We start from the raw sequence: 14,916 nt of genomic DNA, 5'->3' as shown, positions 1-14,916 counted from the left end.
TTGGATACAGCTTTAGGTGCTGAAATTTCATAAAAGCCTAGAGCTGTTTCTTCTTTTTCTGTAGTTTTACTTGATGATTTTGTTTCCTCTTGTTGATCAAGAAAATATTCCCTGGCTTGGCGCTGCCAGTAAAAGAAATCGCCACGCTTAATGTTATTTTTCTCGCAAAAAGCTTGCTTAGTTAATCCACTTCTGGCTTGTTCTTCAAAAACTGGTATCCAGGACTTCAATCTAACATCCATGACTTTTTTATCCATAACAAAACGCCCTCCAAATCAGTAGTTTTTCTTTAATACTACTAATTTGAAAGGGCGTATTCGAGAGCTTTATATTTGCCGCTTACCTCTAGCATTCTAACGAGGAGCATAGTTCTGACTAACAGATGAACTGAAGAAAGGAGTTTTATGGAAATAGTAAGTACAACATCAAGCTATATTTCAAATGTAAGCGCTACTTATAAAAAAACTTATAACAACACAGGTAAAGTTGATACACAGTTGAATATATCTTCTAATGAGTCCATGACTAAAGACCCCTTAGCGTATTACAAGCAATTGTGTAGCAAATATCCGAATATCTCTTTTCGTTTAGATGATTATTTTAATGGCACAAATGCTAAGGGATATAACCTTGGTTATAAAAATAGCATGAATCAGGTGGGTGAAAATTTTGGAGAAATGGGTCAATGTAGTATCGAAATTGATATATCTGTTATTGAAAAAATGATGCAGGATCCTAAATATGAACAACAAGCTAATGGTTGGATTCAGGCATTTGAACAAAATTATGCTGGACATGCTGCCGATGTAGCTAGTTCTGGATGCAGTAATTTTTGCTTTACAATACATGACTTTGGAGATGGAATACAAACAGGTAGAACATGCGGTTTTGGTCCATTCTCAACAGAGGAAGAAGTTAGAGAAATGTGGGCCGATGAAGAATATAAAAACAAAGCAACAAATTATGTCGAACAAAAGAAATCTGCTCTAACCGATGCTTACCTAAAAATGCTAGAAGAAAGTCGGCTCAAACAAATACTTATGTCAAAATCCCGCTACTACACTTCAAGCAGTCGAGAAAAATCTGATTCTACACTTGCGGAAGATTCACTTGGGTTATTGGATTCATTCAACATGATTATTTGAGAAAATATACTACAAAATATCTCATTATCACCTTCCATCTAGATGATTGCGCTGTTCGTGCATCTAATAACGCTTTTCGTGCACTTTATATTGTCATTTATTAAGCAAATGTTATATTAATCTTATGTAGCTACATGTGATTAAACAATCAATTAACCTACTAGTGAGGAAGCATCTGTTATGAAAAACAAGAGATTAATTATTGGAGCTATAGTATTTATAATTTGCATAGGATTTACTATTATAATATGGATTACTACCGCAAATAAAACGAGTGCTGATGAAACATACTATATCATCGAAGATGAAAGTATTGATTATGATATAGACGAAGAGACAACAATATACTTACCTAATTAACAATCATTCATAAAGGAACGCAAACAATTTGCGTTCCTTTTCTTCATTCTAGATTATCTTCTTTTGTCCATAAAGAGACCTTAAATACTTGGCTCATCCTTCTTATTTTCTTGGATCTTATTATTCTTTCCAGTAAACTTCTCTTTCAGCTGATCTAGCACAGATGGCTTCTTATCTGCAATAGCATTTTCCATATCATAAGCTGCAGCGTACTGGACATCTTCCTGGAGTGAATCAAAATCAATCTTCTTAACTCCTGCAGAAGTATCCATCAATTCACTTACCACAATATCAGCTACCACTATAGCAATAGATGCATTAGGTCTATCAATTACACCACCATCTTTTACACGCTTATTCTCATCGTAGATTGTGTAATCGAAGCCTCCATCAGTTTTTTGAACTGCCAAATATTCTTTTCCAATCTTGAACGCCACTTCATCATTTGTGGTTTCAAATTCCTTGGCATTTTCTTCTATTCTGATTTCGGCTTCAATGCCATAGATGATTTCATTTGCAGTACGTCTGATAGTTTGCATTGAAGATTTAAGCTCTTCCATTTCTTTTCCTGAACTCCATCCAGCAATATAGCCAAAAGAATAATCAGAAGTATCGACTCCAAAATGTTGGCAAACTGCATAGGCTACAGATTCTGCTTCAACCTCTTTCGTCCTTCTGTCCTTTTTGGTAGTTTCAATTTCATCACCTTTTTCAAGATTCCCATGCAAGATGGAATGAGCCAACTCATGTATCAAAGTTTTTAAAGTTTGAGCCTGAGTCATATCCTTCTGGACAACAATTTTGTTATCCTTATGAGAATAGAATCCCTTGGCACCGCCTTCTATGTCTCTATACTCAATAGGCACTTTTGAAATTTCAGCTACTGCTTTGGTGAGCTGATTGAACTTTTCTACCTGGCCTGAAAGCATATCTACACCAATCTTTGGAAGCTCTTTTCCCTCTGTATCTGACACATCAAAGACCGTGGATACTTTAAACTTTGTTACTTCGATAGTTTTCTTTGCTCCGTCTTTGTCAGTCTTGTCATCCTCCACTTCGACCTTCACTTTCACTGGCGAGATAATCTTGATTCCTTTGGCGCCCTTCTTTACATGGCGCTCAAAATTCTTCTGCCAGGCTCCATATCCAGCGACCAGACTTGCATCAGGACGCTGCATTGCTATTAGCAAAGTGTTATTGAAACTGTAGTTATGAAACTTTGACATCGTAGTAAGATAGGTTTTGTATTTCTCAGAATTAAAAAGATCACGGAGCCCCTGTTCGAGTTTTTCCGTGATCTCTTTTACTTCCATTCAAACTCCTTTGCTTCACCAGATTCATAAGAATCTAGCACCTGCTTATAGAGCTCTTCTCTAAATTCCTTTGTTATCGGAAATGCGATATCCTTAAAAATAGGATTGCCTTCCTCATCTACAGTCTTGCTTTTGAAACAAGGCATTGATACAAAAAGATCTCCCTTCTTGCTTTCCACAACCGAAAGATTCTTTACAACAAAACTATCTCCAAATGTTACTGAGCAAAGTCCTTTTACGTTATTGGTTGAAGCTTCTAGCTTATTTGTTTTTACATTAATTTTCATGTTCATAGTCCTCCTTAATTTTTCCATTCTAGTGTTGGCCTAAGGCCAATATTTTCGCGTGGCAAGCAGGGCATTTGTCCGACAAATGCATTTTTGCGGCTTTTACAACTCATTCTCTGAATGAGAGTTTCGGGTACGACTACGTCTACCCTCTTTTTCTTTTTTCTCTTCATCATAGTGATAAATCATTTTCAAATTCTTCCTTGCAATTAGATACTGATTGATGTTTTTCTTGATTTCTGCGTACTCCAAAAACTCTTTTTTCTTTTCATCTAGGATTTCTCCATACTCTTTTCTGAGCTTTTTAATATCAGGTTTGAATCCTTTAGGAAGAGATTTGTATACTTCCTCAGCTGCTTTATATACTAAAAGCTCCGACTCATGTTCTTCCCAAAACTTCTTACTGTAGCCACTCTTTTTGTATGAAACAAACACCGCTCTGGTCTTCGCGTAATCAATTACAGCCTTTTGCAACTTTTTATTTTCATCCAAAAGTGCTTCCTTCTTTTTCATTGATTCTTGTAATTTCTGCATCTTTTCAGAACGTTCATCAGCGATTTCTTTCAGTTGTTCGTAGGATTCAATTTTATGTTCCTGCATAAAGAGAAGTGTTTTAGCCACCTGTTTTGCATTAAACTTTTTAGCCCAGTTGATATAACCTTTGCCTTTTCCCTCAAGAACCTTATTTTCAACGTCCTTGATAAATTCCAATCTCTTTCTATCATTATTCTTTCCACGATAGTACTTTCCTCGCTGTCTCCTTTCACTGCGAGGTGCAGGATTTATGATAGAAAGCCCATTCTCTGAACATAGAATATCTGATATTCTCCCAACCGCCATGCCGCTATGACGGAAATCCCTGAATTTCTTCTTTCCATCCAAAGCTATGGAATTAAACACGATATGATTATGAATATGAGCCTTATCAGTATGAGTACAAACTGTAAAAGCATGCTTACCTTTGGTAAATCTCATAGCCAGCTCATAACCAATCTCATTTGCTTTTTCTGGAGTTATCTCCCCTGGCTTAAATGACTGTCTTATCTGATAAGCAATGACTTCGTCTTTACGAACTGAACGAACTCTGTCGTGGTATAATTTGTGAGAAAGCAAGAACTCCTCGTTTGCTGTTTCAATATCACAGCCATAGGTTGTGACGTATTTCTTTTGTTCTGTCTTCAGCTCGTTTTCTGTGTAGTCCATTCTTTCCTGTAAGCACGTAGCCAAATCTTTGCCCTTTGTCACATGCAATGACATCAGTCTTGTAGCTGCCATAAGATTTCCTTTCTATCAAAAAAGCAGCCTCCTCCATTTACGGAAAAGACTGCCTTAATGATTCTTATAATATTTCTTTAGATTCGTCTTAAGTTATCCCGAAGAGAATCACATATTAACTGTAGATTTGCTGCAAAGAATAAAATACCTAGAACTAACACGATAATGACTCCACTAATTGCAGCTAATGGGATGTCATGACCAATAAGGTTTACGATTCCTATTACAAGGAAAATATTGATAATTATAGCTCCTACTCTTGCCCCCACTTCTATAGAAACCTTAGCTAAAAGTGATCCCATAGTAAGAAGTGCCATCACTGGAACCAACATCAATTTCAATAAAACTCTTAAAATAAACATAAGCCTCAACCTCCCAAACCAATTATTTTTCTAAAGTCTAATCTAGCAAATTAAAACATGCAATGATGTCACTAATCAATCGCTGCAAATTTCTGCATGATATCCCTTGTGCCATTCCAAATTTCATCAAGACGCTTTTGTAGCTCTTTTATATCTTGCTGGTAAACTACTCCCAGTCCATTAGCTTTCTTTGCATATTGATTAAGATTGTTAGAACACATGCGAAGTAAATACACTAATTCATTTAAATCTTTAGTATCAATCTTAACGCAGTATCCATCTAGAATCATCTTTCTCATGTAGGCACTCATGCTAGAGATTTCCAACTCATTCATCTTGAATTTCATTCTTTGAAGCTCATCATCTGTCAATCTCACAGTTACGCGGTTTGTGTATCTTTGCACTTTTCTCTGCCTCCAAAGCTATCTTCCTTTTCTCTTCATACTCTTTTCCTTTTTTGTAGGTTTGTTCTGAGATGCTATCCTCTGGAAGATTGTTTATGATGCCATCAAAGTTATTATCATTTCCTTCAATGGCATCTTCAGCAGCCTTGAGATAATTCTTTTTTGAAAAAATCGTATGTTGTTCTAGGATATTTTCCTCAATATCAGAAAGTTCCTCTTCTTTAGAAAGTCTCTCATTTGCAATATCAAGTCCATCCATAGGCTACCTCCTATTCCACAGGCACATCATCGTAATCCTTATCCTCTGACTCTGAAGGAATTTCAATATATTCCTCTCCATCATCAATGATTGGACCAGTCTTTTTCTTTATGAAACTGCTCTTATTACTGTATAAATAAAAACCACCTACCCCTGCCATTCCAAGCATTATACAAATAACCAATATGTTGCTTTTGCTTGATTTCTTTTCTGGTTTTACTGGTTCTTCATCAGTTTCCGTATTTTCATTATCAGGTTTTGATGTTTGTACTTTTGCAGCCTCAGCAGCTTCCTTCGCTTTTTCTAATTCTTTCTTTTCATCATCATCTAAAAGAGCCATTAAATCCTGCTCATCAACAAGATTAAGGAAATGAACTGTGTTTTCGCCATTATCATCTCTATCGATAATGATATAAAAGATGTTTCCATCTTTTGTAGTAACCGTAATAAACTGCTTTCCAGTTTTTTCTTTAGTTCCATAATCATCCACAATAGAAAGATTTCCATCTGGTGTAAGAGGCCCCATTTCGTCAACCTCTTCATCCTCAGATTCTTCATAATCTTCATCAATTACAGATGTGTCTACATTATCTGGAACATGAGCTTCTGCTCTTATTGGTGCAGATACTGCTGCAATCACGCCTACAAGAGCAAGCATCATTATTTTAGTTTTATTATTCTTCATCGAAATCATCCTCCTTTACAACATTCGTATTTGCGATTTCTTCAATAGGTTTATTCCCGGGCAAATTATCCTTCGAGTATGCAATCAAGTTAGCCAGTTGCTCGGGGGTTAACTCTGCTGCAACCATCATGTCATGAATACAAGTCTTTTCTATCTCAGCACATTTCTTTTGGAGATTCTTCACTTTGTTATCCCATTCATCTCGTTTGGCTTCAGCTCTTTTCAAATCACTTCTGACTTTATCTAATCTTTCAAACATGGTTCCTCCATCTATGGCAATCTGCCATAACATAAAAAGTGTTTTCTGTAGTAATTGCTTTCAATAGATGTGTACTGAATTGGATTTCCGCAATGTAGCATAATTCCATTTCCACAATATATTCCTACGTGTGTTGCTCCTGCTTTGTTCTTCTGAGTACCTTTAAAGAAAATCAAATCTCCTGGTTTTGCTTCCTCTGCAGAAATGACAGTGCATTTCGCCTTAAGTCCATTACAATCTGTTCTTCCAACACTCCACCCTGAATGATTAAGCACCCAACAAACAAATCCACTACAGTCAAATCCCTGACTTGGACTAGAGCCTCCCCACACATAAGCTCTTCCTAGATACTTTTCACCCTCAGCAATCATTGCTGCAAAAGTCTGATCAGTTAAAGCTTCCGGTGGCACTTCTAGATCATCTGGTATCTCTATATCTGTATATAGGTCCTCAAACAAATCTGGCTTATTACCTTTTGTCTCAAGTAACAAATTATACCTGGCTCTTTGGACATCACTTAATGGTTTTGAAGCAATTACACTCCCCAGGCCTTTGTTATTTAGCTTTACTTTCAAAATAGAAACCGTATAGTACTCTATCTCCTGATAGGAATATACTTTTCCATTTTCTATTCCATATTTGGTAACTGTTCTAGACCTTGTTTCTGTTCTAGGTGTGTACGTGAGATTATACTGTGCATCAAATAGTTCCTTTATTACAGGCTTCATATCACGCCTAGTGAAATTCTCATAAGCTGCTGTTAAATAAGAAATCAGCTCGTAGGGATTATGTCCAATCTCTTCAAGCTGATACTCATACTCATCGTAGCCAGGAAAATCTGACTCTGTATTATTTATTGTTTTCCTAAGTTCTTTCTCTAGTTTTGTATAATCAGAATTAACACCTATGATATCCTCATCATAAGCTGTATAGGTTCCAGCAACTACTGATTCACTCATAGAACCAAACAGACTAAGCAAATCAACCTTTACTACGTGAAGAACAATAATACATACCACAATAACCACTAAGATAACAGCGATAATAGGATTTTCTATAATCAGCTCCACTAATGAAGATACCAATCTCCTACCAGCATCAAATAACGCCTTACCGATTTTAGCTGCCTCCTCAGCTGCTTTCTTTGAAACTTCGGCAGTAGCTTTGGCAGATTGTTTACCTGCTTCTGCTGCAGCCTTAGCCTGTTCTCTTTGAATTTGAGCTCGTTTTATTTTCTTCTTAATCAGCTTTTTTGTTAATTCATGAGCTTCACTGACTGCAGACCTTCCATAATCCAGTGCATCTCCACCTACGTTTTCATCCTTATTGTAGTCATACATTACATGCCTCCCATCTGTTTAATCTGTGCAAGCTCTTCTGGTTTTGTGGTGAGATACTTATATAGGACGTTATCCTTAGGGAAGTTATCCTTGAATGGAAGTACCACATCACCAAAGAACATCAATCCTCTACCAGAAGGAGCATTGGTTACATATTTAAGCTGGGCTTCACTAATGCCTAGACTATCTGCAAGAATTTGTTTATCCTCAGCGCCCTGATTAAGCATATAGATGAAATCGCAGTTCTCAAAAATATTACTAATCTCTGGACTAGCTAATACATCCTTAACATTCTGAGTAAGTGCTGTAGGGATTCCTCCCCACTTTCTAAATCGCTTATAGATTTCTACTGAATATGCAGCTGTCTGCTCATCCTTTAACAAAAGGTGGAACTCGTCCATATAGTATCTGGTAGTCTTTCCTATATCACGATTCATAGTTACACGGCCCCACACCTGATCATGAACAATAAGCATACCTACCTTCTTAAGCTGCTTTCCTAAGTCCTTGATGTCATAGCAAACTATTCTGTTATTAATGTTTACGTTTGTACGGTGATTAAACACGTTTAGAGAGCCTTTAACATATAATTCAAGGGAAGTAGCTACCTCTTTAGCTTCTTTCTCAGATTGCTTCATAAGCTCCTTATAGAGGTCCTCAAGAAGTGGCATACGCTCTGGTATAGGATTCTTATAGAACTCTGCATATACATTCCTAATGCATCTATCAATAATCGTCTTCTGTATACCAGTAAGACCATCCCTTTGATTAAGAATCAATTCACAAAGGGATAACAGAAACTCTGCTTTAAGTGAAACAGCATCCTCACCATCTGAATAGTTATCATTGATATCCATAGGGTTGATATACTGAGTAGACTTCTGACTAATGTGGATTACTTGCCCACCAAAGAGCTCTACTAAAGGTGTATACTCTCTCTCTGGATCACTGATAATAATGTCATCATTACTAGATAGCACAACATTGGCTATCTCTCTTTTTGCAGCTAGTGATTTACCAGAACCCGGTTTACCAAAGAACATACCATTTGGATTATTAGCCTTCTTTCTATCAGCAAAGATAAGCTCTCCAGTAAGTGCATTTTGGCCATAGTACAAATCGTTCTCATCCTGCTTTAAAAGCTCTGGAATTAAAAAAGGGATAAACACAGCAACCGATGAAGTGGTTACCTGTCTATCCTTTTTAATAAGATTACATCCCAGAGGAAGTACGCTCTTAATAGCTTTCGCTTGTCTGTATTCAAGAGGATACGTCTCACAGCTAAACTGCTGGGCTATACTCTTTTGCTGCTTAACATTATTCTTTAGGCTGTCTTTTGTGCTACCAGTAGTCATTAATACGAATGTCATATTAAACATTCGCTCATTCTGACTCTGCAGATTAGAAAGCATTGAACTGGCATCAGCGCCATACAGATTAAGATCATTAGGAATTAGATCCATATCATATCCTGCCTTAACAGCTTTCTTCTGCTCGTCAATCTTGTTTGAATCAATATCAGTAATCTTTCTCTTAACACCTTTGATGGCTTCATTCTGATTTACCGACTGTAGATGAATACTAATAAACTGCTGACAGTCCAAATCAAGAAGCTGTTCAAAGAACTGATCCGAGATTTCAGGAGCATCATACGAGAAACAACTTACCTGACCATAGTAGCCTGGTTTCTTAAAGATATTCTTCATAGGATAATCAATATTATCCTCAAGACTTCCTGCTCCAAATTTCATTTGATTTAAGATATCAATCCTCTGCTGTCCATCTAAGATCTTTGCTTTAACTCCCATCTGATCAAAGTTCTCTATTACCTTATCTTCAATCTTATGAAGTCGCCCCTTTGCCTCTTTTAGTGAGCCAGCTCTTATACCGAAAGTAAGATACTTAGTCTTAACCAGGACATCATCTAGACATCCTTTGTGATCTATAAGCATCTTTGAATACTCAGCCCTAAGTGAATCCATATTATCGTCTTTACGTTCTATGCTTAACTGTTCTCTTAGTTTTTTAGCGTTCGCATATACGTTAGCAAAGGTTAATTCAAACTCTACACTCGTATCAAAGTAATTTAGGAATGTCTTCCACTGTTCAAAAATCAAATCCTTATGCATATCAGAAGCGAGTTTATAATTGATATCACTAAATTCAACAGTCTTGGTATAAAGATCTCCATCCACAAGGCAAATGCCATTAGCATACATCCTATCATACAGCTGTTTCTCCTGATTCTTCTTAAGCTTAAACTCCAATGCTCTCTGAATAATGATTTCGAATGTATCTCCATTCTTCTCAAACATAGCCACAAAAAATAGCGGCATCATAACCGCCATCATCACAAAAGTAGGAACACTTATATCTACTTGCAACTTCTTAACAAGAAAGAATGTTGGGATACCAATTAAAGCTGCAAGCGTAAAACAAATCACCTGCCTCTTAGTAAGCCCAAAAGCCACCTTTTCCTTCACTCTTGTTAAATCGCTGGGGACTTTTACATTTACTGCCATATCTATTCCTTTCTACTGTGCTGAAAATACTCTCTTTGATAGTGTGCCAGTCTTAAACAAACTGAATACCAGAAGTATGTTGTATCCCATAATGCCCCAGATAGTACCTACAATATCATCTGAAATCGTAATGTTCTGAATGAGCACTGCATAGATTCCTACTACAATAAGGATTAAGAATCCTTGGAATCCAATAGCAAGCAAACTTCTCACATAGTTCTGTCCTATATGACTCTGCTCCTTATTTCCAAATGTTGAAAATGGAATCGGAGCCATACTAACAAGCAAATAGATTTCTATCATACGTCCATAGATAACTACAAATATGATTAATGAAAGTATCTTAAAGCCAGCTCCCAAAACTGTGATTTCAGCGTATATAGGTAGGATTTCTCCTATACCCATACTCTCTAAAGTTGATCTCAATTGAGCCAGCTGTGGTCCTGTAACCGCTGTAGAATGTGTGATAAAACCACCTGCGTCTTGGCATACATGGCAAGTAACATCAAAGACTGCCATAGTAAAGTCAAAGCAATGTGTAATTGCCAAAACTGCCACCGATGTTTTTAACAACCATTTAATAAATATCCATGTCTCAAAGTTTGCTAAATTATTATGTGCTACCACTAACTGTATCAACTCATAACAGGCAATGAATGTCATAATAATTCCTGCTATCGGTAAAAGAGCCGTTTCAGAAGTTGATTTAATCAGTGGATACACACCTGGAACAAAATCTGCTGGACCAGTAGATACTTGTCCAGCTACTTTTGCTACTTCATCATTAACACTATCAAAAAGACCCGTCAGAACCCACATAACACCGTCAATAAGCTTACTCTTCACATAGTCCGCCATTGCGTCAAATATTAAATCCATATGTTGTTCTCCTGTCTTTACTACAAATACAAGGAGCTGAAAGCAATGCCTTCAGCCCCAATTTCAGGTTCAATATTTAGTTTTAATACCAGCTCTTAGAACAAACCTGAAAGAAGTGGAATGAGCTTAATACCAATGAGGATGATTCCACCACCACTCATGAACTGCTTCATTCCCTGCGACTTAGCGCCCGGATTGTCATTGCCATATCCTTCAAGAAGGTTTACCGCGCCCCAAACTCCAAGGCCTGCGCCGATTGCTGTTACTAAAGTTCCCATTACGTCTACACCTGAATTAAAAAATGCCATTTTGATACCTGGTTCGAAAACTCACCATCATCCATTGTCCTTCATCCGGAATCTCTCCATCATTTTTTCACCTTCATTCGGAAGCAGCGAGCTTCCGAATTTTCCTTTCTTCTTAAAAATTTAGTTTATAGTTTCATCTCATGCCTCAATCCTGCGCACCTGATTTTGGGCATAATAATAGACCAGAGAATCTGGGCGTCCCCAGAGTTCTGGCCTATGTAACAATTCTTATCTTTACTCTTGTACTTCATATACAGCAGATAACATTAACTCTACATTACTTCTTTTTAAAGACGGTACAATATCTTTTATCAGATGTTTTGTAATGTTTATAGTTTCTAAATATGTTGCGCCGTCAAAACAATTCATCTCTAATTCTATAGTAAGCTTATTTGATTCTGCAATTTGAGCCAACAAATTAGACCCAACATTATCAAACAATGTGATTAAGAACGGTATTTCCTCTGAATCATCTAATGAAACATCTATTTTTTCGTTAATATTCCACTCTTTAATTAGAGTATTATTCTTTATAAATTTAATATTCTTAAAAGCAAAATCTTTTATAATATATTTACCAGTATATTTTAAATGTACCTCATAAGTTCTAGTTATATTATTTGACAAATCAAGATTGTCGCAACAAATTAATGTCATACCATATGCTAAAATTGGATCTTCATTCTCGTCATCAGTTTTCAGCTCCAATGAACAAATTCTATCTTCTGGTAACATTTTGAATTCTGCACCACCATATTTTTCGAATCCACAAAAATTCTCTTTTAGACATTTAATAATAGGTATATATTCCCTTTTTTGAATTTGCAAAAATTCCTTATTCATATTATCAGACATTTCTGCCATATCATAAGCTCTTTTTGTCTGAATATATGAAACAAATCCTAAAGTAACTGTACCTATAAATGTTAATAAATCTCCTGAACTCCAATCTGCTGTATACCATGGATTAGATGGATGAATCTTAAATAAGCAATGAACTATAAATAGAAGTGCTGCACATAAATTTATCCAAATTATGCCTGTAAAAAATTGAATTAGTATTTGGCTTGGATTCTGCTCTTCTAAATTCTTTCTACGTAAAAGATATATAACAACTTCAGATATAATTAAAATAATTATAAAAATCCAAATATAACTCTTTAAAATATCCATGCTCTCAATCATAATAAATACATCAACTACAATCCCTTCAATTTTTTATAAAATACTCCTCTCCATACGCAAGTTATTATATCGTATTTACGTAATAAAGAGGAGATATATTTTATATTTTTACCACATCAAATACTTCGTTCTTCTTAAACTTTATTCCACCTTCAAGATACTTCTCAATATCCAAGTTATTCCTAGAATCATATTCTCCAGTCTCCGGATAAAGTGGATGCCGAGTAACATCATATTTGTCCGACAAAAATGGTCGTACACCGCGAAGCTGCAAAATGCATTTATCTCCATCAAGCACTGCAAGCTCATCCATAGTCATTAGGTCTTTACCAGCCTTTTGATAGTTGGTTGAAAACGAAGGATTGTTACCTCTGCTTTCTCCAGTGTTATACATATCAATAGTTTCTTTTCCCAATGCCTGGCTTAAATCTTTCAATGTAGATGGCTCTGAACCACCTAAGAAAAGCTGTGAATCCATATTTCCAATGATAGTGTCACAGTGATCTTTATAGATAGCTTTCAACTGTGATTTAGCCTGCAGGAATAAACAAGCACTTATCTCACGGCTTCGAATTGTAGCTACCAGCTTCTCTAGGTTTGGAATCTGGCCGATGTTTGCTGTCTCATCTATAAGGCAACGTACATGCACCGGAAGTCTTCCGCCATACACATCATCAGCTTTCTCACAAAGCAAATTGAAAAGCTGTGTGTAGATAAGTGAAATCAAAAAATTGAATGTAGCATCTGTATCACTCATGATTAGAAACAATGCAGTCTTTTGATCACCTAAGGTATCGAGCTGCAATTCATCATAAGTTGTAATCTCGCGAAGCTCTTCAATATCAAATGGAGCTAATCTGGCACCGCATGAAATCAAAATACTCTTCATGGTTTTGCCAGCTGCCATTTTGAACTTTTTATATTGCCTTACTGCAAAATGATTTGGGTTCTTTTTCTCCAATTCATTAAACATAATATCTACAGGATTCTCATAATCCTCATCATCTTCTCTGACCTCACAGGCATTTAAGAAATCAAGCAAGGTATTGAAGTTCTGCTCCTCTTCAGGAGCCTCGTAATGGATATAACCAATGAGGGCTGTATAAAGGAGTGTTTCAGCTTTGGTCCAGAACTGATCTCCTTCTTTACCATCCCCTTTTGTATTAGTAATAAGCGCATTAACAAGCTTTAAAATGTCCTTCTCTGAGTGAATGTACTCGAAGGGATTGTAATGCATACTTTTTGCAAAATTGATGGTATTAAAAATCTTTAATCTGTAGCCATGCTTCAAAAGTGTCTTTCCGCATTTAATAACCACATCACCTTTGGGATCAGTTACTACATAACTAGAATGCATCTGCAGTAGATTTGGAATCAAGAAGAATCTGGTCTTACCTGAACCAGAACCACCTGTAATTACAACATTCTTATTTCTTGCATATTTTGGCTGTTTAGGGCGACTACTCATCATCAGTCGCTCCGTCTGGGTGAGGATGATATTATCCTCAAACTTTGGTGCCTCAAAAGGCTCTATGTCCTGCTGATTTCCCCATCGTGCTGAACCATATTCTGCACCATGACGATATTTCTTAGCATTCTTTCCCTTCACATAAACAGCAACCTTCATCACAACACCAATAACAATACCGACTACCAAATCAAATGGGAAAAAGCTTGGTAAGAAATTCGAGAAGGCTATCGGAAGAGACTGAAATAATCCATCAATCTTTTCCGATATTCCAATACCTTCTGATATTCTCCAGGCTTCACCTAGATTTGTTGCGAATAATCCCATCAACACATAAGGAACATTCAGCAGAATTAATTTCTTCTGCTGCTTTGTCATCTAACGTGCTCCTTCTTCTTAGTTCGTGTTTTCTTTGGTTGTGACTTAACCTTCTGAACCATACGTTTAAGCTTTTCGCGAACGCTAGGCCTTTGTTCTTTCTTAACCATCTTGGCTCCATATTCATTCATTACGGCTTCTAAAGCATCTGTATCTCTAGCCTTAAAGAAAGCAGTATATACTGGTGGATTTTGATTCTTATCTTTAATAACTGCGAAATCAACTCCATACTTCTTGGCTATTCTTTCAAAGGTTTTAATACCTTTATCACCAATCTCCATACTGGTAACACCTTGATTCTGCTTTATAAGCTCATCAATAGTTTGCTTACCTTGTATATGGCTATCAATATTTTCTAGCTTCTTATTAGCTCTATGCCGCATATAAAGTCTAATGCCGGCCATTATTCCATTAATAGACATTCTAGTACCTGTTACAGCCAGCCGGACTGTTTTCTCTTCAATCTCTTCCTGCAAAATCTCACCTC

General features: G+C 36.5%; 18 protein-coding genes. 2 read left to right on the top strand and 16 right to left on the bottom strand.

What is annotated here, in order from left to right:
- Positions 1-257, bottom strand: a 257-nt coding sequence (tnpA, locus tag BLV53_RS09620; protein ID WP_330388348.1) for an IS66 family insertion sequence element accessory protein TnpA, incomplete at its 3' end; no start/stop codon positions are given.
- A gap of 147 nt (positions 258-404) precedes the next feature.
- Between tnpA and BLV53_RS09615 the strand changes: the two genes are divergently transcribed.
- Both BLV53_RS09615 and BLV53_RS09610 read left to right on the top strand, forming a co-directional pair.
- Positions 405-1,145, top strand: a complete 741-nt coding sequence (locus BLV53_RS09615; RefSeq protein WP_090300263.1) for a DUF6033 family protein — start codon at positions 405-407, stop codon at positions 1,143-1,145.
- A gap of 180 nt (positions 1,146-1,325) precedes the next feature.
- A complete protein-coding gene (locus tag BLV53_RS09610) occupies positions 1,326-1,505 on the top strand; it encodes a hypothetical protein (RefSeq protein WP_090300261.1) in 180 nt (59 codons plus the stop codon).
- An 80-nt stretch (positions 1,506-1,585) separates the two neighbouring features.
- On the opposite strand, the gene BLV53_RS09605 is transcribed toward BLV53_RS09610, so the two are convergent.
- The 15 genes from BLV53_RS09605 to BLV53_RS09535 form a co-directional block, all read right to left on the bottom strand.
- Complete coding sequence (locus BLV53_RS09605) at positions 1,586-2,818, bottom strand: LPD16 domain-containing protein (protein WP_090300259.1); 1,233 nt, start codon at positions 2,816-2,818, stop codon at positions 1,586-1,588.
- Positions 2,809-3,105: a SpoVG family protein gene (locus BLV53_RS09600; RefSeq protein ID WP_170830813.1), complete on the bottom strand. Its 297-nt coding sequence runs from the start codon at positions 3,103-3,105 to the stop codon at positions 2,809-2,811. Before BLV53_RS09600 ends, BLV53_RS09605 begins: the two co-directional genes overlap by 10 nt.
- Before the next feature lie 102 nt (positions 3,106-3,207).
- Positions 3,208-4,380 carry a relaxase/mobilization nuclease domain-containing protein gene (locus BLV53_RS09595; protein WP_090300255.1) on the bottom strand — a complete coding sequence of 391 codons (1,173 nt, stop codon included), beginning with the start codon at positions 4,378-4,380 and terminating at the stop codon, positions 3,208-3,210.
- A gap of 77 nt (positions 4,381-4,457) precedes the next feature.
- A complete protein-coding gene (locus BLV53_RS09590) occupies positions 4,458-4,742 on the bottom strand; it encodes a hypothetical protein (protein ID WP_090300253.1) in 285 nt (94 codons plus the stop codon).
- A 71-nt stretch (positions 4,743-4,813) separates the two neighbouring features.
- Positions 4,814-5,146, bottom strand: coding sequence for a plasmid mobilization protein (locus BLV53_RS09585; protein ID WP_072919422.1), 333 nt, complete (start codon positions 5,144-5,146; stop codon positions 4,814-4,816).
- Positions 5,103-5,405 carry a DUF4316 domain-containing protein gene (locus BLV53_RS09580; RefSeq protein ID WP_072919420.1) on the bottom strand — a complete coding sequence of 101 codons (303 nt, stop codon included), beginning with the start codon at positions 5,403-5,405 and terminating at the stop codon, positions 5,103-5,105. Before BLV53_RS09580 ends, BLV53_RS09585 begins: the two co-directional genes overlap by 44 nt.
- A gap of 10 nt (positions 5,406-5,415) precedes the next feature.
- Positions 5,416-6,090 carry a DUF4366 domain-containing protein gene (locus tag BLV53_RS09575; RefSeq protein ID WP_242879073.1) on the bottom strand — a complete coding sequence of 225 codons (675 nt, stop codon included), beginning with the start codon at positions 6,088-6,090 and terminating at the stop codon, positions 5,416-5,418.
- Positions 6,080-6,349: a DUF4315 family protein gene (locus BLV53_RS09570; protein WP_170830812.1), complete on the bottom strand. Its 270-nt coding sequence runs from the start codon at positions 6,347-6,349 to the stop codon at positions 6,080-6,082. The genes BLV53_RS09575 and BLV53_RS09570 overlap by 11 nt, the downstream gene beginning before the upstream one ends.
- Before the next feature lie 11 nt (positions 6,350-6,360).
- Complete coding sequence (locus BLV53_RS09565) at positions 6,361-7,689, bottom strand: CD1108 family mobile element protein (protein WP_090300249.1); 1,329 nt, start codon at positions 7,687-7,689, stop codon at positions 6,361-6,363.
- Positions 7,689-10,211: a VirB4-like conjugal transfer ATPase, CD1110 family gene (locus BLV53_RS09560; protein ID WP_090300246.1), complete on the bottom strand. Its 2,523-nt coding sequence runs from the start codon at positions 10,209-10,211 to the stop codon at positions 7,689-7,691. Before BLV53_RS09560 ends, BLV53_RS09565 begins: the two co-directional genes overlap by 1 nt.
- Positions 10,212-10,223: 12 nt before the next feature.
- A complete protein-coding gene (locus BLV53_RS09555) occupies positions 10,224-11,090 on the bottom strand; it encodes a VirB6/TrbL-like conjugal transfer protein, CD1112 family (RefSeq protein ID WP_072919410.1) in 867 nt (288 codons plus the stop codon).
- Positions 11,091-11,185: 95 nt separating this feature from the next.
- On the bottom strand, positions 11,186-11,398 hold the full coding sequence (locus BLV53_RS09550; RefSeq protein WP_072919409.1) for a Maff2 family mobile element protein: 213 nt from the start codon (positions 11,396-11,398) through the stop codon (positions 11,186-11,188).
- Positions 11,399-11,632: 234 nt separating this feature from the next.
- A complete protein-coding gene (locus BLV53_RS09545) occupies positions 11,633-12,583 on the bottom strand; it encodes a hypothetical protein (protein WP_090300244.1) in 951 nt (316 codons plus the stop codon).
- 100 nt (positions 12,584-12,683) lie between these two features.
- Entirely contained in the window at positions 12,684-14,429 is a 1,746-nt protein-coding gene (locus BLV53_RS09540) for a VirD4-like conjugal transfer protein, CD1115 family (protein ID WP_090300242.1), read from the bottom strand.
- Positions 14,426-14,905: a PcfB family protein gene (locus BLV53_RS09535; RefSeq protein WP_090300240.1), complete on the bottom strand. Its 480-nt coding sequence runs from the start codon at positions 14,903-14,905 to the stop codon at positions 14,426-14,428. The genes BLV53_RS09540 and BLV53_RS09535 overlap by 4 nt, the downstream gene beginning before the upstream one ends.
- Between the last annotated feature and the right edge of the window lie 11 nt (positions 14,906-14,916).

It is taken from the genome of Pseudobutyrivibrio sp. ACV-2, from assembly GCF_900107545.1.
GTDB lineage: Bacteria > Bacillota > Clostridia > Lachnospirales > Lachnospiraceae > Pseudobutyrivibrio.
This window is presented reverse-complemented; position numbering and strand designations above follow the sequence as displayed.